Origin of the sequence: Bacillus sp. FSL W8-0102 (genome assembly GCF_038007225.1) — a bacterium.
GTDB lineage: Bacteria > Bacillota > Bacilli > Bacillales > DSM-4216 > Bacillus_O > Bacillus_O smithii.
Map to the genome: position 1 here is coordinate 1976474 of NZ_JBBOWT010000001.1, position 25011 is coordinate 2001484.

General features: G+C 37.7%; 17 protein-coding genes, 5 pseudogenes and 1 other annotated feature. Of the genes and pseudogenes, 4 read left to right on the forward strand and 18 right to left on the reverse strand.

From position 1 onward, the window contains the following. Positions 1–2: 2 nt before the first annotated feature. Both N1I87_RS09440 and N1I87_RS09445 read right to left on the reverse strand, forming a co-directional pair. Complete coding sequence (locus N1I87_RS09440; RefSeq protein ID WP_341101453.1) at positions 3–779, reverse strand: enoyl-CoA hydratase/isomerase family protein; 777 nt, start codon at positions 777–779, stop codon at positions 3–5. A gap of 16 nt (positions 780–795) precedes the next feature. Further along, positions 796–1377 (reverse strand): annotated as a pseudogene (locus N1I87_RS09445) (SDR family NAD(P)-dependent oxidoreductase); the annotation flags it as partial. Between N1I87_RS09445 and N1I87_RS09450 the strand changes: the two are divergent. Beyond that, positions 1375–1764, forward strand: a complete 390-nt coding sequence (locus tag N1I87_RS09450; protein ID WP_341101455.1) for a hypothetical protein — start codon at positions 1375–1377, stop codon at positions 1762–1764. The pseudogene N1I87_RS09445 and the gene N1I87_RS09450 sit on opposite strands and share 3 nt — an antisense overlap. Positions 1765–1775: 11 nt before the next feature. Here the strand turns inward: N1I87_RS09450 and istB are convergent, their stop codons facing one another. From istB to N1I87_RS09495, 9 genes and pseudogenes are all read right to left on the reverse strand, one after another. Then, complete coding sequence (gene istB / locus N1I87_RS09455) at positions 1776–2534, reverse strand: IS21-like element helper ATPase IstB (RefSeq protein ID WP_161921169.1); 759 nt, start codon at positions 2532–2534, stop codon at positions 1776–1778. Further along, entirely contained in the window at positions 2527–4110 is a 1584-nt protein-coding gene (istA, locus tag N1I87_RS09460; RefSeq protein ID WP_341101460.1) for an IS21 family transposase, read from the reverse strand. Before istA ends, istB begins: the two co-directional genes overlap by 8 nt. A 211-nt stretch (positions 4111–4321) precedes the next feature. Further along, positions 4322–4555: pseudogene (locus N1I87_RS09465) on the reverse strand (ATP-binding cassette domain-containing protein); the annotation flags it as partial. 548 nt (positions 4556–5103) lie between these two features. Next, positions 5104–6549: a pyridoxal phosphate-dependent decarboxylase family protein gene (locus N1I87_RS09470; RefSeq protein ID WP_341094465.1), complete on the reverse strand. Its 1446-nt coding sequence runs from the start codon at positions 6547–6549 to the stop codon at positions 5104–5106. A 193-nt stretch (positions 6550–6742) separates the two neighbouring features. Beyond that, complete coding sequence (locus N1I87_RS09475) at positions 6743–7909, reverse strand: IS256 family transposase (protein WP_341101430.1); 1167 nt, start codon at positions 7907–7909, stop codon at positions 6743–6745. A 307-nt stretch (positions 7910–8216) separates the two neighbouring features. Beyond that, positions 8217–8716 (reverse strand): annotated as a pseudogene (locus N1I87_RS09480) (Type 1 glutamine amidotransferase-like domain-containing protein); the annotation flags it as partial. 290 nt (positions 8717–9006) lie between these two features. After that, positions 9007–10548 (reverse strand): annotated as a pseudogene (gene thrS, locus N1I87_RS09485) (threonine--tRNA ligase); the annotation flags it as partial. Next, positions 10549–10777 (reverse strand) — a binding site (T-box leader). 372 nt (positions 10778–11149) lie between these two features. After that, complete coding sequence (locus tag N1I87_RS09490; protein ID WP_341094469.1) at positions 11150–12121, reverse strand: 2-hydroxyacid dehydrogenase; 972 nt, start codon at positions 12119–12121, stop codon at positions 11150–11152. 255 nt (positions 12122–12376) lie between these two features. Then, positions 12377–13339, reverse strand: a complete 963-nt coding sequence (locus tag N1I87_RS09495; RefSeq protein WP_003352878.1) for a bile acid:sodium symporter family protein — start codon at positions 13337–13339, stop codon at positions 12377–12379. A gap of 1071 nt (positions 13340–14410) precedes the next feature. On the opposite strand from N1I87_RS09495, the pseudogene N1I87_RS18060 reads away from it, so the two are divergent. Together N1I87_RS18060 and N1I87_RS18065 are read left to right on the forward strand one after the other, a co-directional pair. Next, positions 14411–14638 (forward strand): annotated as a pseudogene (locus N1I87_RS18060) (HAMP domain-containing protein); the annotation flags it as partial. A 132-nt stretch (positions 14639–14770) separates the two neighbouring features. Continuing rightward, complete coding sequence (locus N1I87_RS18065) at positions 14771–15580, forward strand: methyl-accepting chemotaxis protein (RefSeq protein ID WP_422677778.1); 810 nt, start codon at positions 14771–14773, stop codon at positions 15578–15580. A gap of 76 nt (positions 15581–15656) precedes the next feature. Here the strand turns inward: N1I87_RS18065 and N1I87_RS09505 are convergent, their stop codons facing one another. The 7 genes from N1I87_RS09505 to N1I87_RS09535 form a co-directional block, all read right to left on the reverse strand. Further along, complete coding sequence (locus N1I87_RS09505; RefSeq protein ID WP_341097208.1) at positions 15657–17288, reverse strand: pyridoxal phosphate-dependent decarboxylase family protein; 1632 nt, start codon at positions 17286–17288, stop codon at positions 15657–15659. Between the two features lie 425 nt (positions 17289–17713). Further along, the gene (locus tag N1I87_RS09510; RefSeq protein WP_341101461.1) at positions 17714–19633 is read right to left on the reverse strand and encodes an ABC transporter permease; all 1920 of its coding nucleotides are present in this window, start codon (positions 19631–19633) and stop codon (positions 17714–17716) included. After that, the gene (locus N1I87_RS09515) at positions 19608–20378 is read right to left on the reverse strand and encodes an ABC transporter ATP-binding protein (RefSeq protein ID WP_048623343.1); all 771 of its coding nucleotides are present in this window, start codon (positions 20376–20378) and stop codon (positions 19608–19610) included. Before N1I87_RS09515 ends, N1I87_RS09510 begins: the two co-directional genes overlap by 26 nt. Before the next feature lie 108 nt (positions 20379–20486). Further along, the gene (locus N1I87_RS09520) at positions 20487–21458 is read right to left on the reverse strand and encodes a sensor histidine kinase (RefSeq protein WP_327798339.1); all 972 of its coding nucleotides are present in this window, start codon (positions 21456–21458) and stop codon (positions 20487–20489) included. Beyond that, positions 21455–22156, reverse strand: a complete 702-nt coding sequence (locus tag N1I87_RS09525) for a response regulator transcription factor (RefSeq protein WP_340397300.1) — start codon at positions 22154–22156, stop codon at positions 21455–21457. Before N1I87_RS09525 ends, N1I87_RS09520 begins: the two co-directional genes overlap by 4 nt. Before the next feature lie 598 nt (positions 22157–22754). Continuing rightward, complete coding sequence (locus N1I87_RS09530; protein WP_341101464.1) at positions 22755–22928, reverse strand: hypothetical protein; 174 nt, start codon at positions 22926–22928, stop codon at positions 22755–22757. After that, complete coding sequence (locus N1I87_RS09535; protein WP_340397298.1) at positions 22925–23947, reverse strand: nucleotide-binding protein; 1023 nt, start codon at positions 23945–23947, stop codon at positions 22925–22927. The genes N1I87_RS09530 and N1I87_RS09535 overlap by 4 nt, the downstream gene beginning before the upstream one ends. Positions 23948–24238: 291 nt before the next feature. Here N1I87_RS09535 and N1I87_RS09540 point away from each other — a divergent pair, with 291 nt between their 5' ends. Continuing rightward, positions 24239–24961 carry a DsbA family oxidoreductase gene (locus N1I87_RS09540; protein ID WP_341101465.1) on the forward strand — a complete coding sequence of 241 codons (723 nt, stop codon included), beginning with the start codon at positions 24239–24241 and terminating at the stop codon, positions 24959–24961. Positions 24962–25011 lie beyond the last annotated feature (50 nt).

Sequence of the window (25011 nt, forward strand, 5' to 3'; positions counted from 1 at the left end):
ACTTATTTCCCCTTAAAATCTGGCTTTCTTTTTTCGAAAAATGCCCGCACGCCTTCCTTATTATCTTCTGTCTGTAAAAGCAAGGCTTGCATCGTTACTTCTTGCATGAAATTCGTATCGTGGGTGAACTCATGGGCATGATTCAACATATATTTAACAAAACGCTGAACAAGTGGCGGTCCCTCCACAATAAACTTGGCAAAACGACTCGCCTCCTCCAGTAAATCTCCTTCAGCAATTCGATTGACGAGTCCTTTTCGATAGGCTTCTTCAGCTGTAATACGACTTCCAGATAGAAGCCACTCATTTGCCAGCGGTAGCGGTACGTTTTTCGCTAAATTTTTCATCAACCCTAAATCGGGAATCAGTCCCACCTTCGCGAAACTCGCGGTAAAAATCGCATCCTTATCGCAAACGATAAAATCGCTCGCTAATGCCAAACTGAAACCAGCGCCAGCAGCATACCCGTGAACTGCACTAATCACCAACTTATCTAACTCAACAATCGTCTGCTCAAGTCTTGTTGCCTCTTTCATCCAGTTGATGATTGATCCAATATCGGACATTTCCTGAAAAGCCGAAAGATCTCCGCCGGAACAGAACGATTTCCCCGCTCCGGAGAGGATAATAACTTTCACTTCATCATCGGCTTCCGCCTTCTCCAATTCGCGAATTAATGCCTGGACCAGATCTGCGGATAAAGCATTTAATTTTTCCGGTCGGTTCATCGTCAAATATGCGATGTGCTTGTCCTTGCGTACGAATACAAGCTCTCCCATTCCATCACCCCTCTGTCTATTTCGGCGGCATGCGAATTGCCCCGTCAAGACGAATCGTTTCCCCATTTAACATTGGATTTTCCACGATCGCACAAACCAGCCTGGCAAATTCTTCTGGATGTCCCAGTCTAGGGGAAAAGGGCGCCATCTTTGCCAGTGCTTCCTGCGCCTTTTCCGGTAAACCGGCAAAAAGCGGTGTTTTAAATACCCCCGGAGCAATACTCATCACCCGGATTCCTAAAGATGCGAATTCTCTTGCTAGCGGTAATGTCATTCCGACAATGGCCCCTTTAGAGGCGCTGTAGGCATCCTGTCCAATCTGTCCGTCAAAAGCAGCAACGGAAGCAGTATTGATAATCACGCCCCGCTCCCCGTGTTCATTTTGCTCGTTTTCAGCCATCTTTTCTGCTACCAGACGAATCATGTTAAACGTCCCGACAACATTAACTTGCAAAACTTTCTCGAAAGAAGCGAGATCATGCACGCCTTTTTTCCCTAATGTTTTTTTCGCAAGCGCCATGCCCGCACAATTTACTAAAATATGTACAGCACCAAAAGTTTCAATTGCTTTTTCAATCCCCAATCGAGTCTCTTCTTGTATTTTGCAAGTGAGTTTTATAAATACGGAATCAAGGTGATTTTTACATCAACGAAACAACCGCCGTTTTCTCCTAAACTTTCAATTGAATCGTTATATGGGATTTTTGCACAAGTCGAGGGCCAGAATATTTCCGGTAGAAGAAAGGATACTATGAAACAATTTCCTTCTTCTATATTTGGATATAAACGGATTGGAAAAAGAAAAGATGTTAAGTATATCCCGAATCCAGAAGTGGTTAATGACTTAAAATCTTTTTTCTATGAAGTGGCTGAAACCAATGAAGCAGATGATTTGTTCAATATTATTATGAAATACAAAAAGATATTAAAAAACAAAAGGTACGAGGATTTATGTGAGCGTCAAGTGAAATGTTACAGTTTTTGATAAATTATCTTTTACACTTTTGATGATTCGAAAATAGAAGCTCTATGTTTCATCCGGTAACTGTCACCATTTATGTGAATAATCTCTGCTCGATGAACGATTCTATCCAATATTGCTGCTGTTATCGCAGGGTCCCCCAATAATTCTCCCCAATCTTTGGGAGCCTTATTGGAGGTTAAAATAATTGAAGATTTATTATATAAGTCATTTATTAAATGGAAAAACAGATTGGCCTCATGCTGATCCATCGCCATAAACATTAAATCATCAATAATTAACAAATTTGCATCACGTATTCTTTTCATTCTTGTCTGCGATTTTCTTGAAATTTCTTCCGTTTTTAGAGTATGAACCAACTCACCCATTGATATAAACATAACCTTATAGCCTTGATGAATTGCTTCTAAACCTAAACCTACGGCCAAATGAGTTTTCCCCACTCCAGGCGGCCCCAAAAAAATTATATTGTAAAGTTGCTCTATCCAGGTTAATTCTCGTAATTGATTTAATTGCTTTCTACTTAAAGACTGTTGTTCATCTAAGTTAAATTCATCTAATGTTTTATGACTTGGAAAAGCAGCCCATTTTAATCTTCTTTCGAGTAGCTTTTCTTCTCTTCGTTTTTGTTCATATTCTAAAAGACTATTTAAAAATCCAAGATAAGTTTTGTCATATTTTTCTGCTTCTGTAATTAATTTAGGTAAATATTGTGCTGATTCTGACATGCGTAATGTTTTTAAACGCTCTTGTGCTAAGTCTAACTCACTCATTCGTTTCAGCCTCCAATACAGTTAAGTATTCTTTTAGATCCCTTTGTGGCGTTGTTATATAGAAAATAGATTCAGTTTCTACATCCAATGGTTTAATTGGCACATTACGTTGCTTATCATTTTTTGTAATGTAAACTTGCCGTTGCTGTTCAATATACTTAACCATATCGACAAAATCTGTTGCACTAAAAAGCTTTCGCTGAAAACAAGCTGTTAATGATCTATCTATAACTTCTTGTTGTTCAGCACGCTTAATCGTTCTGAATATCATATGTAATTGATCTCTAACATACCTTGGGTATTTTGTTCGGATTTCTTCTAGATATAATTTGGCTAATTCATAATCCTCAAAATAACTTGCTACGGTTTCTAAAAAAGCATCGATTCCTTTAGAACGATCCCGAGTATGCTGCGTGTCTTGAATTAATTGACCTTTTCCATTACTTATTTTATGTTTTGCGATTAATAGGCCATTTTCAGATGCATAAATGTACAAGTATCCATCTCTTTCAGAAATATAAACATCCCTTTGTTTGTTATATGTACCGAGAGGTACTGAATAACGATTTGATTTGTATATAATGGTGTTGTCCTGTCTTACTCTTCTTGTTATACTAGAGACAGGTATTGAATATTGGTTAGTTAATTCTTTGGTGATCGGTCTTAGATGTTTCTTTTCTTCCTGAAACACTTCGACCGGTCTTTTTTTCGTCGTATTATGGATTTTATAATTTCCAGTTCGATTTAACCATTTTATGGCATTTTCATTCCAGCGATCGATATTTGTAAATATTCGATGTGCGGCAAAATTGCGTTTGATATAGCCAACGACATTTTCAATTCGTCCTTTACTTTCGGGATCACCTTTTCGGCAAACATGTAAATTGAATCTTCGCTCTTGACGATATTGTTCAAACTCCTTTGTTAAAATTAAATCTCCACCATTTTCACTTACCACAATAAGCGAATCTTGGTCGTATACTATTTCATGTGGAATACCTTCAAACCATCGAAATGCATTTTCATGTGCACGAATCACATCCCGTGTCGTGAATGGTCGGTCAAGAAACTCTGCATATTTATAACGTGAATTAGATAGCACGAAAGCGATGAAATACAATTTAACGGTTTTATTTTCAGGTGTTTTTTGACGTGTTTCACCAAAATCAACTTGAATTTGTTTCCCCATCTCCGGATCAGGAATAGCCTCATAATCTCGCATGTTACTACTCTCTTTTGGAATGTTATATTCCTTACGAAGATTTCTTACATAGGACCTAACGGTACTTTCAGACACTTTTAATTCTGGAAATCTCTCTTTCAACCAATCTTCAACTTGAGATGCCTTCATTTCTGGATGTTCCCGGAGCCAAGAAAGTATTAGGTTTTTATAAGGATCAAGTTTTTTCTTTCTAGTTTTAGTAGAATCAATCCATTCAGCCATTTCTTTTGGACTCTTTTCCAAATAGCGATACAGAGTAGGTCTTGATATTCCTAATTTTTTTGCTATAGCAGTTTTAGTAAATCCTTGTTCTAACAATTGACGAATCTGAATATACACTTCAAACTTGTCCACCTTTCCTAAACCTCCATCACCGCTATACTAGTTGTTCTGTATAAAAATATACCAGTGATGGAGATGTTTTTTAATAGAGTTGGTTGGTTTTAAAGGGCGGAATTTCAACCCCTTGCCCTAGGGCAAGGGGTTGAAACAATCTCCCTTCCCCAAATAAGAAGTGTAAAATCTTATTTATCTAAAACTGTTAATTCTATTTTATCGGTTACATGGTTGTATCTGTTCGTTTAAACTGCGGTAAAAGTTCGCATCGAATATGTTGAATAACGACCCCTTCTTCTGGAGAAATCTTTTTAGCCAGAATTTGAAGCAACGTCGTTTTCCCGCTGCCATTTCGACCAACTAATCCAATTCGATCATTTTGATGAATTTGCAATGGATCCGCATCTATCAATAAACGATCCTGTACATAGTGCTTTACATGATGAGCTTTTAATAAAAGCATATCAACATCTCCTTGTACCCGAGTTTAGGAGACAAAAAAATGCCTCCTATATCCATTCAGAATAGGAGGCACAAATCATAGGGCACACCAAAAGAAACGATCCTTTAGATCCAACCTATGAAAGTCCAATCCTATTCTGAAAAACGACAATTAAAGGCCTCATAAATGAAAATGAAGCGGAGATTTTTCTGCCAATATAGCCTTTAATTGTTGACTTTCGTGAATAGGATTAGAAAATCATTTAGTTGGTTCACCCTTCCGATCTTTTATTTTGATTACAATCTAAACGATACATTTAGAATTGTCAAATGGCAAGTGTAATAAAAAGCCTTTTTATAAATTCAATTCGTGTTTGTCTATATGAAACCACTTTTTCAAAACATTGTTCAACATGGTCAATCTGTTAAGTTTAACGACTTTACAGAAACAAATGTTCGCAGACAACCAATGAAAGATTATGAAAAATCAAGTTTAGCTCACTTTGAAGCTGGCTTCACAACAGGTGATGGTTAGATAGTTCCAGCACTAATTTTCACGGAATAGCTCCATTAAGATTTGTAACTGTGATAATGGATATAAAAATCATCTATCGTTTTAAAAATTTTTTGGATAGTGGAGATTGGGGTAAAAGGATTTAATAAAACAGCTCTTAACCAACGTTTTCCCTTATAAGTCGGCAAAGAGAAAAACACCCCTTCTTTTTGTAATAGACATTGTTGTAACTCCAAGTTCCATTGGTCGCATTGCTTTGCATCGAGATTTTTGGGCCTCCACCTAAAACAACATATATTGGTATCAGGTTCGCTTGCTAATTCCAAATAGGGACGTTTTTTCACTTGTTTGACAAATTCATCGACTCTTAAATAACCTTCATTTATTAGCTGGTCATAACCCTTCAATCCAATATGTTGAAGAGACAAATATAATTTTAAAATATCAGCATGACGGGTACCTTGTACACAAATTTCACCCAAATTTGTAAAATCTGTATGATTCATATATGGTGCTGAAATACGAAAATCTGTTTCCAACAAGTCGCGGTTCTTAAATAAGACCATAGCACATGTCTTTGCTACATACATCCATTTTTGAGGATTAAAAGTTATAGAATCAGCTTTTTCAATGCCAGAAAGTCGTTTGCGGTGTTTGTCAGAAAAAACCAATGCCCCGCCATAAGCAGCATCAACATGTAACCATAGTCCATACTTCTTTGTTATTTCAGCGATGGATAAGATAGGATCAATATTCCCCGTCACCGTGGTCCCGGCCGTTGCCACAACTGCAAACGGTTTTTTACCTTTTTCCCTCATTTTATGAATTTTTTTCTCTAAATCTAAGGTATCCATTTGAGAATTTTGATTTGTTTTAACCGCGATTACACTAGATGTTCCTAACCCCAGCAACATTGCCGCTTTATGTAGGGAAGTGTGGCTGGCTTCTGAAGCCAAGATCACTGGCTGTTCTTTTAACCCAATTAGCCCCTCCTCTTTAACTGAAAAATAGTGATTGCGCGCCACTGCAAGTGCTTGTAAGTTCGCAAGACTTCCGCCGCTTACCATTACTCCCCCGCTCTTCTCATCGTAACCAAACATTCGAGCAATGTTCCGCAACACCTGTACTTCCATTTGAGAAAATAAAGGAGACATTTCAAGGCTCAACATATTGTTATTTAGAGTAGTTGTTATAAATTCACCTAAGCAGGAAATGAGAGTAGGTATAGAGTCCATATGACCGATATAGTTAGGAGTTAGAGGATTCAGCGAATTTTTTAAAATCTCATGTAATTGCAGAAAAATACCTTCAGATGACATCCCTTGTACGGAAAACTCGCCAAAAGTATATTTTTTCATTCGAGATAAAGGTGAACGTTGATCCGCACTAGCAGAATTCTCCACAGCTAAATCTATAAACTTCTTAATTAGGCTAGCAACTTCGTTTATATTTTGACCGCTTGGATCAATAAAAGCGTTATCAGGGAGAAAATCAATATTCATCATTATCACCTTATTTCAAAGATCATCAATAGAGGTACCGTCAAGAATTTTGTGTTATGTAAGATAGATAGGATATCTCTGAAATGGATTTGGAATGGATAGGGGTTCGATTTCCTCCACACAGGAGACTGAATATTCAGTCTCCTGTGTGGAAAGGGAGAATCCCTTTATTTTGTTCGTTTACAATATTTGGTTAGTTATAACGTTTTTCAAACATTTGTTGAAGGGTTTCATAGGCTTCAGCAAATCCTCGTAATTTTCGTCCTGCCCATTTCTCATTAAAATCTTGGATGGTCAAATACACGACTTTTTCAGCGGCTTCTAAACTACTCAAACTGTTCATCGGCTTTAGACGTTTCCGAATCTCTTTGATCGTTCGTTCAATGGCATTGGTCGTGTAAATCACACTTCGAATACTGCTTGGATAATCCATAAATGTAAGGAGGACATCCAACTCATTGGCCCAAGATTGAACTTCTCTTGGATATTTGCTGGACCATTTCGACTCAAACTGTTGAAACATCTGTAACGCAATCTCCTTATTCGGCGCGCGATAAATCAGCTTGAGATCCTCGGCCACTTCGAATTGGTCTTTTTTCCGAACACGATTTAGGGTGTTGCGGACTTTGTGAACGACACAGCGCTGCACATCGGCTTTCGGATACACCGCCTTAAAGGCTTCCTCCAGCCCCGGTAGTCCATCGAATACGCCCAGAAGCACTTCCTTGACGCCTCTTTTGTAGAGCTGTTGGAGAATCTCCCGCCATCCATAGGCGCTTTCTTGTCCTCCCACGAAGAAATCCAGAATTTCTCGATACCCTTCTTCATTCACTCCTAACACCACATAAATGACTTCTTTCTCTACCGTATCGCGGCGAAGTTTCACGTACAAGCCGTCCAAATATAAGACAGAATAACGTTTGGATAGTGGACGATGGTGCCATTTCTCGATGTCTTCCTTCACTACATCGGTCATACGGCTGATCGTTGCAGGAGAATAGGCATTGCCTAAAATTCGTTCAATAAACTTGCCAATTTCACGCGTACTCATGCCACTTTGATACATCCTGATGACGGCTTCCTCGAGCCAGCCCGTATGGCGTTGGTAAGGGGCAAACAGCTGCGTTTGAAATTCCCCGTTTCGGTCTCTTGGAACAGAAAGTCCTTCGATACGACCATACTGCGTGTCTAGGTTTCGATGGTAATAGCCGTTTCTTCTATTCGACGTTCCCTCTTGTTCCATTTCGAGGAAAGTCTGGATTTCTTCCTTCATGATCAGCTCTAATTTTTCCTTTACAAACTCACGAATAACGTTTTCCAGTTGATTCATCCAATCTATATTCGATATACTTTTAGACATAGGTAGGGTACTCCTTTCTCTAAGATTTTTGCCAAATCAGAGAATACCCTACCTTTTTCTTTTGGTCTAACTAAATGCTTGACACAAAATTTTATACATCATCTCAATAGAGCTGGCTCATTAATAGTTATTACTCAATTTTTCCTGCACTTTGAATGATTTTATTAATTATAGCATTATTTATATTTTTCTGATATTTATTATTTCGCTAAACTCCTCTTCATTTCAACAAAGAGAATGATTTCCTGCTTTGTTTGTTGAAGTAATGCTCTCGTTAGCCACCGTGAAAAAGGTTTCACCACAAAAGTCTTCTGTCTAACTCTCCATCAGAATGAGGACAATGACTACCTTTGAGAAAATCTAAGCATTTGATTGGTTCTAATTTCTCTCCAAAAGAATCTGTGACGCCTTCTTCGAACCAACATATTGAACCAGCACTTATGCCGGCTAAAACGATCCCTCGTTCCAAGCTTTTCTCAAAATATGATCCACCCCCCACTCTTTCCATAAAACTAATAAGTTTCTTGTATTTCCCCCTCCGACATAAATAATATCCTTTTCCAGAATAAACGCTTCTAAATCTCTTGTAGGCGGTTTAAATAAAAACAGATGAGACGGTTTGCACTTTTGTTTATTAAAAAAGTTATAAAACCTGGAGATATAATGATCTGAATCTCCACTGGCAGTGGGGATAAAACAAATCTTTGGAGCAGTTTTCTCGGCTTGTTTCAATATGTATAAATCTAATAATGGGTTATCCGGTTCTATTGAGAAGCCTCCGCCGCCAAGGGCAATGATTTGTCGCATCTTAATTGCTTCCTTTCTAAAAAAACTATTCTCCACACCTTTATTTTCTACAAAAGAACATCCATTCCTTTTTCAACCCCTCCACAATAGCAACCTATAATTTGAGAGAAAGGAAAAAAATACGTTTGCTTCCCTTTCTCCCTAATGTTATTCATTTACTACAGAAATCATCTTTGTCAGCCGATATTTTGGATGAAGAACAACGCAGGAATAAATCCTTATTTAAGTTTACATAAAATATCACAGAATATTTTATAATAAGCAATGATTCGAAAATCTTGCAATAGAACTTACATTTCACTATTTCCCTTTCTATTATCAAGGCATCTATTTTCGATGGCATTTTTTAAACGAGAGATAAAATCCTCCAGCTTCATTTCCTTTGATTCCTCTTTTCCATATTTTCTAACATGAACGGATTGATTTTTACGTTCATGATCGCCCAAGACTAAAATATATGGAATTTTCTTCATTTGGGCTTTTCTCATTTTATAGCCGAGTTTCTCATCACGCAAATCAAGTTCAACTCTTATTCCTTCCTGTTTTAATCGCAGTGTAATTTCTTCTGCATACGCTTTATGAATGTTGGATACAGTGATGACTTTTACTTGAACTGGTGCCAGCCAAGTAGGGAAGGCACCTCCAAAATGTTCAATTAGAATACCGAGGAAACGGTCGATGGATCCAAAGACAGCACGATGAATCACAACTGGGCGGATTTTTTTCTGCTGCTCATCTACATAAGTTAAATCAAATTTTTCAGGCAATTGAAAATCCAGCTGGACTGTGGCACATTGATGACTCCTTTTCAGGGCATCTTTAATATGAATATCAATTTTTGGCCCATAAAATGCGCCATCTCCTTCGTTGATCTTATATTCATAATCAAGTTTCTTCAAAACATTCTTTAAAGCATCTTCTGCTTTATCCCATAATTCATCACTGCCCATGTAATCATCTGGTCTTGTAGAAAGCTCAATGTCATATTCAAAACCAAAAGTGCTGTAAACATAATCAATTAATTTTAGTACAGATGTCATTTCTTCCTCTATTTGTTCCGGTGTGGTAAATATGTGGGCATCATCTTGGCAGAATGAGCGAACCCTTAACATGCCGTTTAGTGAACCACTGAATTCGTGGCGATGGACTTGCCCAAACTCTGCCATTCGAATCGGCAGGTCTCGATAGGAGTGAAGCTTATCTTTAAAAATAAGCATATGTCCGGGGCAATTCATTGGTTTTAAAGCAAAACTTTGATTGTCTACTTCGGAAAAATACATATTTTCTTTATAGTGATCCCAATGTCCGGAGCGCTCCCATAATCGCCGATTCATCATAATGGGCGTACGGACTTCCTTATAATCATATGAATGTTGCAGCTCTCTTAAAAAGGACTCTAATTCATTTCGAATGATTTGACCATTTGGCAAATAAAATGGCATTCCAGGTGCTTCCTCAGAAAACATAAATAATTCCAATTCATTGCCTAATTTACGATGATTTCTTTTTTGTGCTTCATCGACAAAATGAAAATAATCATCTAATTCTTTTTTTGAAGCAAAAGCTACACCATAAATACGTTGAATCATTTTATTGTTTTTATCACCACGCCAATAAGCACCTGATACATGAGTTAATTTAAATGCTTTAATGAATCGAGTAGATGGCAAATGTGGTCCCCGGCACAAATCAACGAATTCCCCTTGACGATAGACTGTCTCAACGCCATCTAGTGGAATATCTTCTAGCAGTTCTAGTTTTAAAGGATCGTCAGCAAAAATTTTTTTAGCCTCTTCGCGTGATATTTCTACACGTTGAATCTCAAGATTTTCCGAAGGGACGAGCGTGCGTTCTATACCCGTGGTTCCACCCAACTTCCCATCACCATTCAAAAGTGACGGCTCATTTTGCTGTAACGTAGCAACGACGGTATTGATTACTATGATTTCACCAATACTGCTCCAAGGGGGTAAGTTTTACTGCAGCGTTAGGAAGTTTTCAGCTACCCTTCCCTCTCTGTAAACCGTTAAGAAAAACTCATGTCCTTTTCATAGCATTTACTAAATTTGTCATGATCATATAGGATGATCGTTTCTTAGTCAATATACATTAATATTGTTTGTGTTCGATTGGAAGCCTATATATTTTACTTAAAAGAAGCGTCATCACGTTCACTTAGAAATTTTCTTACTCCGTATTTAGTGGTTATTTTCGATCGTCCATCGATGCCGCCGATCTTTCATCTTAAAACTATTTTCATGCTTCTATAAACTATTCAGAGTTGTCGAGCTTGGCTAACAATGAAGTTGCCTTGTTTTCAGGAATTCACTCACCCTGTATTTGGAAATACGTTTCCGTTTAATAATCAGGAAAAACAATAGGAATAAAATTATGTATGAATCACCACTTTCATCGTAAGTGGCGATTCATTTTTTACCGTATACAATTTACCAGATTTTTAGGTTTTTCGTTTTGAACACCGGCTATTAAATTCGTTACGGCAAGATCAGCCATTTTCATTCTGGTCGCAGTACTGGCGCTGCCTATATGCGGAAGGGCGACGACATTCGGTAAAGTTAATAGAGGATTATCTAAAGATACGGGCTCCTCTTCAAAGACATCTAACCCTGCTCCCGCAATTCCCCCATTTTTTAAAACGTGGTACAAAGCTGTTTCATTCACAATGCCTCCCCTTGCCGTATTGATGAGGATCGCATTCTTTTTCATCAAAGAAAGTTGTTCATAGTCGATTAAATTTTTCGTTTCCGGGGTATAAGGGGTCATAATACAAACGAAATCCGATATTTTCAGAAGCTCTTCAAGCGGAGCATATTGAACCCCTAATTCCTCTTCTTTTTCGTATTTACGCCTTCTGTTAAAATAATAAATTTCCATGTCAAAACCTTTTGCTCTTTTTGCTAAAGCTTCGCCAATCCGTCCTAATCCGATGATGCCTAAAGTGGATCCATATACATCTTGCCCCGTTAATTGCATGAGAGACCATGATTTCCAATCTCCATTTTTTAAATAATCAGATGCTTCGATTAGACGACGTGCTGCTGCGATCAATAGTCCAAACGTTAAATCAGCCGTCGTCTCTGTTAAAACGTCCGGTGTATTAGTGACCATAATACCATGATTGGTTGCGCTGTTAATATCGATATTATTATAACCGACGGCCATATTAGCAATGATTTTAAGCCTTTTTGCTTTTCTTATGAGCGAATCATCTATATTGTCTGTTAACATGCACAATAAACCGTCAATATCTTCTATTTCATTTTTTAAAATCTCATACGGTACAGGGGTGTCTTCTTTTTCCCACATTCGCACATCGCAAATAAGACTTAACCGGTTTATGAATGGTTCAGGAATTTTCCTCGTGATATAAACTTTTGGTTTCATTGACTACCTCCATCATTTCATAAAGAAGTGTCGTAAATTTCACAGCCTTTTTCTTTTAAGGCAATATCAATCCAGCTTCTGTCTACGGTTCCATCTTCTATGGATTGAAAAATCTCTTTCTCTTTTTGGGACTTTTTTTGGCTTTATATAAAATCTCTGCTGCCTCCTCTGCTGGGACCACTATGAGACCATCGTCATCTCCTACAATAAGATCTCCCGGGTTGACGTTCATTCGCAAATGAATAGAAAAAATGTTTACTTACTTATTGTTAATTCTGATATTTGTTCTTTTTTCTCTCCCATGCGTCTGAAAATCGTTGCGAGAATGGAACCGGAGATGTTATGCCAAACGCTAAAAATCGCACTAGGCACAGCTGCTATTGGCGAAAAATTAACGGTTGCAATGGCGACACCCAATCCCGAATTTTGCATTCCTACTTCCATTGCCACTGCTTTTTGTTTGGCTAAATCCATTCCGAATAGACGAGCAAGCAAAAATCCCAGCAAAAAGCCGAGGACATTATGCAAGATAACGACAGCAAAAATAAGCGGACCTGTGGTAGCCAGCTTATCGTGACTGCCTGCCACTACACCTGCTACAATCATAACGATCGCAATGGTAGATACTAGCGGCAGCGCCTTTGCACTTGCTTCCGCCTGCTTGCCAAAGAATTTCCTAATGACAAATCCGAGTGCCAATGGAATAATCACCACTTGAATAATAGAGACGAATAATGACCACATATTGATGTCTACCCACTTGCTTGCCAGTAGCAAAATAAGTAACGGAGTAACAATCGGTGCTAGAATGGTTGAAACCGATGCGATCGACACAGCGAGGGCCACATCCCCTCTTGCTAGAAACACCATCACATTCGATGCCGTTCCACTTGGACAGCATCCTACCAAGATGACGCCAACAGCCACTTCCGGCGGCAGATTTAATCCCCAGGCCAATAAGAAAGCCAACCCCGGCATGATAATGTAGTGGCACATAACACCTAGAGCTACATATTTTGGCCGACGAAATACTTCTTTAAAATCGGCTGCGGATAATGTGAGTCCCATCCCGAACATGACAATTCCTAACAACGGAACGACATAGGCTCCGATCCATTTGAAATGATCTGGGAAAATATAAGCAATAATGGAAAAAAGAATAACCCAAAACGTAAAGGTTTTCCCTGCAAAAGAACTAATTTTTTCGATAAATAACATGATGATAGCCACCTCATTCTCATTTCTAGTGATTTGATAATTAGCTAGATAGTATGTTATCAGAATTTTTTATATTTTACAATTTTACTATCGATTTCTTCACTTTCGCTTTCTTAATAATAAAAAAACTGTCGCATACAAAGAACGTTTTTAGTTTTTCTGCATGCATCTCCTTTTAATCGATACAAGATTGAGGAAGGTCCAGTACATATTGTAGGTGCCTTCAGATTTATCAATTATCCCCACTTACAATTGATTATTTTAGAACAATAGCTTTATCACAACGAATGTAGGCTGCAAAATAACTTATCGGCATTCTTCGCATTATCTCTTACGATTATGAATTTCTTTATTCCCCCTATTTTTTCAAATTCTCATTGGCAGACGAAAAACGCGTTTTATTGTTCTATCCCTATAACTTTCATTGAAATGACCGATATAAGCTATAGAAAAAGAAAAGGAGATTTCAACATGAATATTTTTAGAAAGTTATCTTTAAACAAATTTAAAAAACTTTCATTTGCAACAAAATCCATCGTTGCAACCACAGCACTCATTCTATTAGTCGGAACCGTACTTATCCTTTCAAGTTTATCCATTCAAAACGAAGTATTGACAAAAGAAATGGAGAAGCAAGCGACGAATATTGCACAACGTTGGGGAAAAGAAATTAATCCCTCTCTAGTTGAGAAAGCTGCATACGAAAAAGATTTCAATGGTAAAACCCAAAGAAAATTAACCGCTTTTTTTGACAAAATTTCGAGTGCCAATCCAAATGTTGCCCAAGCATATATAATGGGAACCAAACTGAATCAAAAAAATCAATCCGCTATTATTGCGACACCCACAAATATAAAAGAAGGTTTACAAAAAAACGGAATCAACGTCGGTGATTTATATGAACAACCGAAAACGATCGCTAAATCGATTAAAGAATTAAATAAAACAAAAAAAATGACCGTTTCGGATGTGTATGAAGACCAATTCGGAACTTGGGTGACCGTGCTTTATCCCATTAAAGACAGTACAGGCAACGTATGGGCGTTCTTTGGAGTAGACGTGGATGCGAGCATGGTGAAGGATGGAACGGAAAAATTTTTGCTTAACTCATTGTTGATTCTGATACCTGCCATTATCGTGATCATTCTTATTCAAGTATGGGTTAGTCGCAGAAGCTTCAAACCCTTAAAACAGTTATTAACGGGGATTAACGAAATGAGAAACGGAAATCTTGATATTCAACTTCCTACCAGAGAAGATGATTTAGGGAAAATGAATGAAGCATTCAATGAAATGGCGTCCGAATTAAAATCAATGATTGGGAAAATGAGACAAACCTCTGATACCTTATTACAATCATCCGAATTAGCATCAAAAGTTACGGAACAATCGAAAGATCACTCTGTCATCATCAGTAATAACATTAAACAAATGATCGATGGGATCCAAGTACAAGAAGTATCAGTGACAGAATCAGCAGGAGCTATCGAACAAATCGCGACTGAAATCAACACGATCGCACAATCAGCTCAAGAAGTTTCTACCGTATCTAAACGTATGGAAGATTACGCAATAAATGGTCTAGACGCAATCAATGAAGTCATTTCACAAATGAGAATCATTAATGACACTGTAAAACAATCCAGTCATGTGATCACTTCGCTACAAAAACGTTCAAACGAAATTACCGGTATTCTCGAAGTCATTACCAACATTTCAAGCCAAACGAATTTATTAGCTCTTAACGCTGCGATTGAAGCGGCTCGCGCAGGCGAACACGGTAAAGGGTTTGCGGTCGTAGCGGAAGAGGTCAGAAAGTTGGCGGAAGAGTCTAACCATTCTACTGAGAAGATTGCCAAAATCATTGAAGAGATCCAAAATGAAACCAACAACGCTGTTTCCGCTATGGAGCATGGAACAGCTGAAGCAGAAAAAGGAACCAAAATTGCTCAAACAACCGGAGAACTTTTCTTTAAAATTAAAGAGATTGCAGACCAAATTTCTAGTCAAATCGAAGGTGTTTCAGCCGCATCTCAAGAGATTTCTGCCGGAACAGAAGAAGTTACGGCATCTGTCAAAGACCTTGAAGCAATTGCACAAAATAACTCAAACTTCACTCGTGAAATAGAAGAAAGCACTGGACAACAATTAGAATCCATCAACCAATTATACGAAGCTTCCAGAGAATTAAATGAGTTAGCACACGATTTGCAATCCATGATTACTAAATTTAAAGCATAATAAAAAACCGATAGGCATATCCCCTATCGGTTTTTCGCTTCATTTGGATTCTTTTCCATTCATTATCTCTACAATATCATACTAGAAATAGAGATTTCTGATAAATATTCATGTGTTCCTTCAAAAAGGTTATATATTTGTCTACTTCTTCCATTGTCGTATATGGTGAAATGGAGAAGAATTTGTGTGCATAAACAGGTAGCCTTTTGGTCTTATCACGAACAGGAATTAATCTTTGTTTGGATGTATTGCCAAAATAGATCCTGTCTCTGTCGGCTCCGATTAATTCAGCAAATCCACTATTATATTCATTAATGGCCACTACTTCGTCTTTTGTTAATTTCCCTCCTAGTTCTTCTTTCCAAAGAACTTCGTTCGGATAAAATCTAAAAGTTGTCACTGGCGCTATTTCGTTTGTCACAGCTACATTGGCAAACTCTCTTAGCAAAGATTCTCTAAAAGCTATGTTCACACGAATATAGTTGGCCAACAGTGACTGGTAGCCTTCAATCCCCATCGATAACAGTGAAGCATATATAGTAATGGCACTACCCATACGAGAACATTCCAGCGTGTAGCTTGTATGATAACTTCCATACCCTCTATTGCCGACATAAGGCGTTTCAGAAGCATCTAAGTCTACAAACCTTAAATCTTCCCTGTTTTTTAACAGAAATAAACTTGATATGTAAGGGGTTTGGCCCATTTTATGAAAATCAAAGACCATACTGTCCGCTAAATGTATACTTTTTAATTTTTGTTGGTATCTTTTTAAAACTAAAGAAACACGATCTTCGAATTTTAATGGATTCTTCACAAAATCATATTCATTAAAGAATGTGTACATTGCCCCCATAGCAGAGTCGGCATGGATATAAATGGGTTTTAAGCTGTATTTTTGCTCTAATTCGCTAGTGATAGCCTTTATACCTTCAATATCATCTATACCAAAGGTGTCTGTTGTTCCCATAGTCGCGAGGACGTAAACCGGTATTCCACCTTCAGAGATCACTTGTTCCATTTTGAGTTTCAGATCTTCTAAATTCATGGAATGGTCATCATTAACCTTCACACGTATCATGTTGTTGACACCTATACCTGTTGCTTCTGCTGCTTTATAAAGACTGTAATGAGATAATTCGGAGCAGAAACAAAATATGTTTTTAGGAACCCCCTCTTTATTCGAATCCGGGAATTGACGAGAAATCGCGATTCGTAATGAATGAAAGACGGCTCCTTGTCCTCCCCACGTTGCATATCCGGCACTTGTATTTTCGTCATACCCGACCATTTTGGACAGCATGCTCGTCACCATGACTTCCGCTTTAGCTGCACCTGACCCCTCTACATCCCAAAGGGCATTCCCATTTAACAGAACCATGACTAAGTTTCCTAAAATACTGGCTATATTCGGCAGTGGTGATACATTTGCTACATAATTGCTATTCACAAAACGGTGACCTTTTGCCAGATCAATCAGTTCCGTAATCGTTACTTCCATTGGCAATCCTTTTTTCGGTACATTGGCCTCTTTGATCACACGATTATAATAATCTTTTGTGTAATTGGGCATTTCTCCTAAAGTTAATTTGGAAGGATCTTTTAATTCATCGATTTTAGTAAAAATAGTATTGATATATTCTAAAATTTTTTTTCGTTGTTCCTCATTTCCATCAGCACTAGGAAATAATTGTTGCAGTTGATTCATGTTAGTCATTTGCAAATCCTCCGATTGTCCATTCATAATGTTAGTATCAGCGATCTATGGCGAATAACCTCGATTCAAAAACGCTCTCCCGCTCTTGTTACCAGCTGCTTGCCTGAATATGTCTCAATCTAAGAGCTGACAGCCGGTTTTAATCTCCCCTTTTCTTCATTATCCTTTTGCTTTTAGATAGCCCAATCCTTAATTTTTTAAGAAAGGGTTTGAATGAAAAAGAGGGGAGTTTTAGATTTAAAATTAGATTCGAAGCTGTCCTTTAAACCGTATGGCGCCACATTCTTTTTATCGGCTAGAAAAATAAAGAATTTAGATGGCAAAATAAATGGAATCTTAACTGCTTTAAGAAATGCATATTTCATATAGACATACAAACAGCCCCCATTCAAATGGAGGCTTCCGCACACTTATGATTAAATCAGCGATTTTTTGAGGTTTCGCAAATAACGCGAGCGAATGATTAAGAAATAGATGACTTGGGCGATGAAAAAACAAGCTAATACGATGATCATTTCTCTAGCAATGGATAAGATATAAAAACTTTGCAAAGCCATAAAAGCGAAGGCGCTATGAATACAGGCGACGACAATGGGGACAAAGAACAGCAGCGCCATTTGACGAGTGACGATTTGATTCAATTCTTGGTCGGTCAAACCGACTTTTTTAATGGTTAAATATTGTCGTCTGTCATAGTCCAAATCACTGTACAAACGGAAATATAAAAAGCTTCCTGCCGCGACGAAAAAGACTGTTCCAATCAATAAAGCTACAAATAGCATCGTTTTGTACATACTCATCTGGTTGGCATAAATAGTACCGCTGACCATCATGGAGTAAGGCCCTTTTTCATCAGGAATGGCGAAACCGTTGTTTACTAAACGATCGGCAATTCCTTCCGTTTTTTCAAACCGCTTTGTGTAATAGCCTGTGAAAGTTTCCCACTTAACAGGTTTGATTTTAGGATATAACTCATCGCTGACAACCAAGCCTTCATGAAAAAACTGAAAAGGAAAAACCGCATTTTTCGTGTACGTTAAATCTTTCCATGTTAAATTTTGCTGCGGGATCGCATATGTTTTCGTTTTCGGCTTGATTCGAAAAGAAGTTGATGATGACAAAGAGCGTGCTTTGTTCCCAGCCAGCGGTTTTTCTCGAACATCCAGCCCTGCCAACTTAGACAATTTTTTATATTGTGAAAAAGAAAGAACCGGTAACAGCTGCTCCGTTGAACGTGAAGACGATGTTTGATCAAAAGTCTTCATTTTTACGATTTTGACTGGCAATTGAAATTTTTTGTAGTGTAGATGCTTCTTTTGAAAATCCTTTTCGATCTGCTGTAAATGCTGTTGATGCACTGGTGATCGATCCAATGCAAGATAGCTGACGGCAACGGGATTATCTTTTTGAAATTGGCGATTCATTACATTCATGGATGCGAGTGTCCCAATTGCGCAAAATGCCACAGTGGAAACGATGGTGACCATAAAAAACATGCGGGCATTGTCTTTTAAACGATAAGCTAAACTTGAAATCGTAATAATATTCGTTTTTTTCCAAAAGAAAGATCGATTCTTTTGCAATAATTTTGTAATAAAAACAGAAAGTTGTGTGTAGAAAAAATAAGTTCCGACAATAGTCATTCCAATGACCGGCAATATTCGAGACATCATGTTTCCTATCGTTGTCGTTGCGGCCAAGTAATAACTAACCGTTAAAAGAATAGCTGCGAATAGCGATAAAAGTTTGGATACTTTTGGTTCTTTTTTCGGCTTTTCTCCTGCTTGGAATAGATCAATCAGTTTGTTGACTTGAACGAGTATGGTAGTGAATAAGGAAATACAGAAAAATAAAACGAGAAAGGCTCCAATCGTCAAGAACAATGCTTTTGGAGAAACGTAAAACGGCAAGGATTCCAGTCCAAACATATTCGATCCAATCATTAAAAACAATTTTCCAGTAATGAGTCCAATAATAATTCCCGTAATGATCGCGCCGATTCCAATCAGCATATTTTCCAGAAAAACCATAGAAACCAATTGTCCCTTAGTCATCCCGTGCATCATCAAAATTCCAAATTCTTTTTTACGGGATTTTAGAAAGGTACTGACAGAATAAAGTACAAATAAGAAAGAAAATACGTACATGATCATTTCCGCTGCTTTCATTAATTCCACCGCCGTTATGGCAGTGACGCCTTTTTTGATTCCAGGATGAAAAATAAACAAAGCATACACAAAGAAGATCAAAACAGAAAAGGCGCTGCTGAAAAAATAAGCGGCATACGTTCTTTTGTTTCGGGTGACATTTCTATAGACGAACTGTGGAAAGTTCACGACTGTCACCCCCTAATAAAGAAAGCATATCGATTATTTTTTGGAAAAAAGTTTGGCGGTTATCGCCGCGGTAAATTTCATTATAAAGTTGTCCATCTTTAATAAAAATCACTCGATGACAATAGCTGGCGGCCACAGCATCATGCGTCACCATCAAACAAGTAGCGCCATCCTGTTCATTGATCTTTGTCAGCATTTCCATTACATCTTTGGAAGACTTCGAATCTAAGTTTCCTGTCGGTTCATCAGCCAAAATCAAAGAAGGTTTGTGAATGATGGCACGGGCAATCGCTGTTCGCTGCTGTTGACCACCTGATATTTCATACGTTCTCTTCTTTAAAATAGATTGGATTCCTAGCTTCTCACTAACGACCTCAAGTCTTTTTTTCATTTCACGTACACTGACGCCGTCAAGGGTTAGCGGCAGTACTATATTTTCCTCAACAGTTAAAGTATCGAGCAAGTTAAAGTGTTGAAACACAAAACCAAGCTCATGTCTTCGAAACAGCGCCATCTCCTTTCGACTTAAAGTGTGGGGATTTTTCCCATTGATGAAAATTTCACCCGCTGTAGGGCGATCAATAGTGGCGATCACATTTAAAAGAGTGGTTTTCCCGCTTCCAGACGGCCCCATAATGCCAACAAATTCGCCTTTTTCAACAGAAAAATGGATATTATTTAATGCTTTATAGGCCACCTTGCCCTCATAAATTTTTTCCAAATGTTTCACTTCTAAAATCGACATTTCGAATTCACTCCCTGATCATTGGTATCTTCATTTTATCGAGAAACCCGCTTTCTCACCATTTCGTAAGATTACAGTTGACTTACAGTTTTGTAAGGTTTCTGATTGCTAGAAGAGAATTCGAACCGTCGTTCCTTGACCCACTTTCGATTCTATTTCAATACGGTGGCCCAATTTTTCACAAATTTGTTTCGCTAAATGGAGACCCATTCCCGTGGATTCTTGGAAATGACGACCATTTTCGCCAGTGAAATATGGTTCGAAAACACGGGGCAAATCGCTTTCGGGTATTCCCACCCCTTCATCTTGTATTTCCAAAATGATATGACGGCCCTGTTTCAATCCGCGAAAATATACTTTTCGATTTTCATGAATCGTATATTTTACAGCATTTGTGATCAGTTGTGTCAAAACAAAAGACAACCATTTTTCATCAGTGGCTATAGTCAAGTTTTCAGGGATTTCTATCGATGGAAAAACGTGTTTTCGAATAAAAAGACGTTTTTGACTGGATGTAACTGAACGGACCATTTTTTCCAATTGAATCGTTTCTACATAAAAATCGTGTTCAAATAAATCTAAACGAGCCGTATATAAAACCATTTCTAATCCTTTTTTTAAACGATCGAGCTCATCACCAATGGCCCGAAAACGAACATCATCCTCATCTTGAATAATTAAATGAATAACGGATATGGGAGTCTTCATTTGATGTACCCATTGATGAATAAATTGTACATGATCTTCCAGCTTATATTTATAGTTATGTAAATCTCTTTTATAATGATCAAATTGACTGATGAGAAGTTGATGTAAACTTTCAGATAGAGGGGATCGCTGCCATTCGCTCGTAAAATCTTCTATTGAAGTCAACGGCTTTTCTAATCGTTGATAAAAAGAACGATTCGTCCAATATCTGTAGCAAAGATAGGCGATCAAAAGACAAGTACTGAGAAAGATCGCATATAAACTAATCGTCAAATGATGATAACCATCCAGCCAGTAAATGGACGTCACCACGAACAATTGAACGAAGTAAAGAAAAAAGAGCGGCAGTTGATCTCGTATAAAAAGCTTCATTTTTTCGTCTCCCAGTTTGGCATGAATCGATATCCTTGGCCGCGAATGGTTTCGATCGCATCATGAATCTGTAATAAAGCTAATTTTTTCCGGACCCGTGTGACATACACATTTAAAGTGTTGTCGTCCACAAACGCTTGATCATCCCAAATTTTTTCTAATAGTCGATCACGGCTCACGACTTTCTCTGCTTTTTTCATCAATTCATCCAATATTTTGGCTTCCGTGAGACTTAGATCAATGGTTTGATCCTCTAAAGAAAGCAACAAACGTTCCAGATCCAGCTTTAAACCTGACACATTCACCATTCGTTCATTGTTAGAATGGGCATACGGCCCATAGGCGCGTCTTAATTGACTATTGATTTTAGCCGTCACAATTTCATAATCAAAGGGCTTTGTAATATAATCGTCCGCTCCATTTTCCAGTGCCATGACTTGGTCCATCTTGCTGTCGCGTGCAGAAATAAATAAGATGGGACAAGTGGAAATGGTGCGAATTTGACGGCACCAATAATACCCGTCAAATTTAGGCAGGTTCACATCTAAAAGAACAAGATGTGGATCATATTGTTCAAATTGAGCTTTGACTGTTTCAAAATTTTCTATTGATTTTGTATCAAAGTTGAATTTATGTAGATGCTTTTCAAGTAGACGAACCAGTTGGATGTCATCTTCTACAATCAATATTTTAAACATGAAAACCCCCCTTTTTCCCTACTATGATTGTATCAAAATGTCAAAAACGAATGAAAATGGAAATCGATTGTCTGGTTTTCTTAGTAGCAAATTAAGGTATAATAAATCGTTATCTATAGTAAAAAATTACTTGTCAAATGATTGAATACTACACTTACCTCTTGACTAGCCATCATCCTTCCATGATCAATTTTTTGTGAAAAAAATATGGTTTTATCCATTTAAATAAAGGATTGCTTAAATTGTAAAAAAATATAAAAATAGGTTTGAAGGGATGGTTTTGTTTTTTAGTAACGGATGGCTGAAATGGAATAAGGATGTTTTTTCACAACAAGTGAGAAGAACGTCTTTAAGAAGGAATTATTTTTGATCAAAAGTTATTACGACACACCAAGCTACTACTTCTGGTGTCATTTTTTCATCAAAAAGGGGAAATCGTTGAGAAGGCAACAAGCAGTATATCGATTCAGGTCATGTCGATGGAATTGGTATGACGAATCTTCGAGAAACGCCTAAAGAACTATTCCTCCATAAAAGTAAAAACACTTCACCATAAAGATTGAAGTGTTTTAAAAAAAACTTAATAAGTTTCTTATGCCTAATTTTCAAAAAGGTCACCGTATTTTGCTTTGCGTTTATACACTACGGCTCCGACTTGTTCCTTACCTTTAACGGGTGCCACTGCCTTTACTCCAACAACAGGCTCGCCAAGTTTATATGAATCCTTGGCAGAAACCTTTCTTTTCACTGCTGGATTAATAAACCTTGTCATTCAGAAGCACCTCCAAAAAGATAATGGATTGTTTTCATCAATTCATAGTTTGCAAGAAATTGGGATCCTATTTCATCATCAGTTAAAAAGGTTGACCCGGAAATAGTTACAGTTATAACCAATTCATTACCTATAGGATAGCATATTAAATAAGTTTTAAACAAGTGATCTTTTGTTAAGAGGACCAATTCTTCCCCTTTTAAAAAGCTATCGATAACCAGAATCCTATCTTCGTCCTCTTCTTTTTTCCCATCGTTTATTGTAAAAGGATAAAAATCGACTCGTCCTACTTTTCCTGCAACATGTCTTAATCCATCATTACCTTCTTTTTTCCACACGCCTACTCCGTCTATACTGAATAGTGGATGAATAGCATATACACTTCGAAGTGCATCAGACAAGTAATCGTAGATTTTGGTCTCATCAGAATGAATAAGTTCTTTGGTTAATTTAAGGGTAAAAAGAGCCACTGCGTCCCGCTCTTTTTGTCTTAATTTTGCTTCTTCTAAAAGTATAGCCGGGTCTTCATAAGGTCCCTGTTCTTGAATTTTTCGTTTTATATGACTGCAAGCTACATTTACTGCAGCAGCAAAATTTTGTTTTTCTCGCACTTCATATTTCAAAGGAGAAATTCCAATTAAATCTGTAGGCAGGCGATAACCTTCGATTTCTGTTTCGTTTAAAACTTTAGGTACTGTATTCGGAATCAAGTAAAAAACCCGTCCTCTTCTTAACCTTCCCCAAAAAAGACCCATTTCAAACAATGTATTATCTCGTGTCATGACAGACGTTGTACCCCGTATATTTACGATATCGTCTGGGGAGAATATGAAAACAGCAAAGTCATTTTGATCTAATTGCGCTTCGAGATCTTCCATTGTGTAATTTAAAGGATTGAAAGCTCCAGCAGACCAAGGAGTAACTTCTGCAACATAACTAAGTGCTTCATGTACAGCATTTACATAATCAATTGACTCTCTTGCAGATCCAATAAAAACTCTAGGTTTATTTTGTGCCATAATGCCTCCAAACCATTTAGTTAGTTTAGATTTTCGCTAAATTGATAAGTATGGGTTTAATTCTTATCGGTCTGTAAGATATTTCCTATATCATATTATATTTCTTCTTATTTCATAAATTATTTTGTTTTGACAGGAAAAAGCCGCAATTAGCAAGCTTGGCTTTTTCATCCAATCCTCTTCACTTTTTACATAGAGCATAAGGAATAACAACACATTGAGCAAGATACGTGGGATTTAATCAGCTTTGTGTTACTATATTGTGGAATCCAATAATATGAGGTGTTCCATATGAAAATTGAAGTATGGTCTGATTACGTTTGTCCTTTTTGCTATATAGGGAAGCATCGATTAGAAAAGGCCTTATCGCAATTCCCGCATAAAGATCAAGTAGAAATTGAATTCAAAAGCTTTGAGTTGGATCCAAATGCCCCAAAAAACAGTGGAAAAAGCATACATGAAGCCATTGCAGAAAAATATGGCATGAGTATCGAACAAGCGAAACAAACCAATCAAGGTATAGGCCAACAAGCCGCCAGCGTTGGACTTTCTTTCGATTTTGATCGAATGAAGCCGACGAATACTTTCGACGCTCATCGTTTAGTAAAATTTGCAAAAACTCAAGGGAAAGAAGCGGACATTTCCGAAAAACTCTTTCGGGCTTACTTCACGGAAGGCAAGCATATTGGGGATCACGAAACATTAGCCGATATCGCCGAAACAGCCGGGCTAGATCGCAAGCAAGCTTTAGACGTTCTTCACGATCAAAATGCTTATGCCAATGATGTCCGCATAGACGAAGCCATAGCGCAGCAATATGGCATTAGAGGTGTTCCATTCTTTCTCATCAACCAAAAATATGCCATTTCTGGTGCTCAACCATTGGAAACCTTTGTTGGTGCTCTGCAAAAAGTATGGCAAGAAGAATCCGCTTCCCCTGCCTTTGAAGACCTTTCAACGGAAGATAATGTAAGCTGTGCTGATGGAAGCTGCGCCATTCCTGAAACAAAATAGAACGAACCAAAGTATCAAATAGAATCTATACAAAGCCAGATTCTTTACTT

What these genes read in the sequence shown, in the direction of transcription:
- N1I87_RS09440 (WP_341101453.1), bottom strand. Translation starts at nt 779, where the DNA reads ATGGGAGAGCTTGTATTCGTACGCAAGGACAAGCACATCGCATATTTG.
- istB (WP_161921169.1), bottom strand. Translation starts at nt 2,534, where the DNA reads ATGAGTGAGTTAGACTTAGCACAAGAGCGTTTAAAAACATTACGCATG.
- N1I87_RS09470 (WP_341094465.1), bottom strand. Translation starts at nt 6,549, where the DNA reads ATGAATATTGATTTTCTCCCTGATAACGCTTTTATTGATCCAAGCGGT.
- N1I87_RS09475 (WP_341101430.1), bottom strand. Translation starts at nt 7,909, where the DNA reads ATGTCTAAAAGTATATCGAATATAGATTGGATGAATCAACTGGAAAAC.
- N1I87_RS09490 (WP_341094469.1), bottom strand. Translation starts at nt 12,121, where the DNA reads ATGAAACCAAAAGTTTATATCACGAGGAAAATTCCTGAACCATTCATA.
- N1I87_RS09495 (WP_003352878.1), bottom strand. Translation starts at nt 13,339, where the DNA reads ATGTTATTTATCGAAAAAATTAGTTCTTTTGCAGGGAAAACCTTTACG.
- N1I87_RS18065 (WP_422677778.1), top strand. Translation starts at nt 14,771, where the DNA reads ATGATCGATGGGATCCAAGTACAAGAAGTATCAGTGACAGAATCAGCA.
- N1I87_RS09505 (WP_341097208.1), bottom strand. Translation starts at nt 17,288, where the DNA reads ATGAATCAACTGCAACAATTATTTCCTAGTGCTGATGGAAATGAGGAA.
- N1I87_RS09515 (WP_048623343.1), bottom strand. Translation starts at nt 20,378, where the DNA reads ATGTCGATTTTAGAAGTGAAACATTTGGAAAAAATTTATGAGGGCAAG.
- N1I87_RS09520 (WP_327798339.1), bottom strand. Translation starts at nt 21,458, where the DNA reads ATGAAGCTTTTTATACGAGATCAACTGCCGCTCTTTTTTCTTTACTTC.
- N1I87_RS09525 (WP_340397300.1), bottom strand. Translation starts at nt 22,156, where the DNA reads ATGTTTAAAATATTGATTGTAGAAGATGACATCCAACTGGTTCGTCTA.
- N1I87_RS09530 (WP_341101464.1), bottom strand. Translation starts at nt 22,928, where the DNA reads ATGACAAGGTTTATTAATCCAGCAGTGAAAAGAAAGGTTTCTGCCAAG.
- N1I87_RS09535 (WP_340397298.1), bottom strand. Translation starts at nt 23,947, where the DNA reads ATGGCACAAAATAAACCTAGAGTTTTTATTGGATCTGCAAGAGAGTCA.
- N1I87_RS09540 (WP_341101465.1), top strand. Translation starts at nt 24,239, where the DNA reads ATGAAAATTGAAGTATGGTCTGATTACGTTTGTCCTTTTTGCTATATA.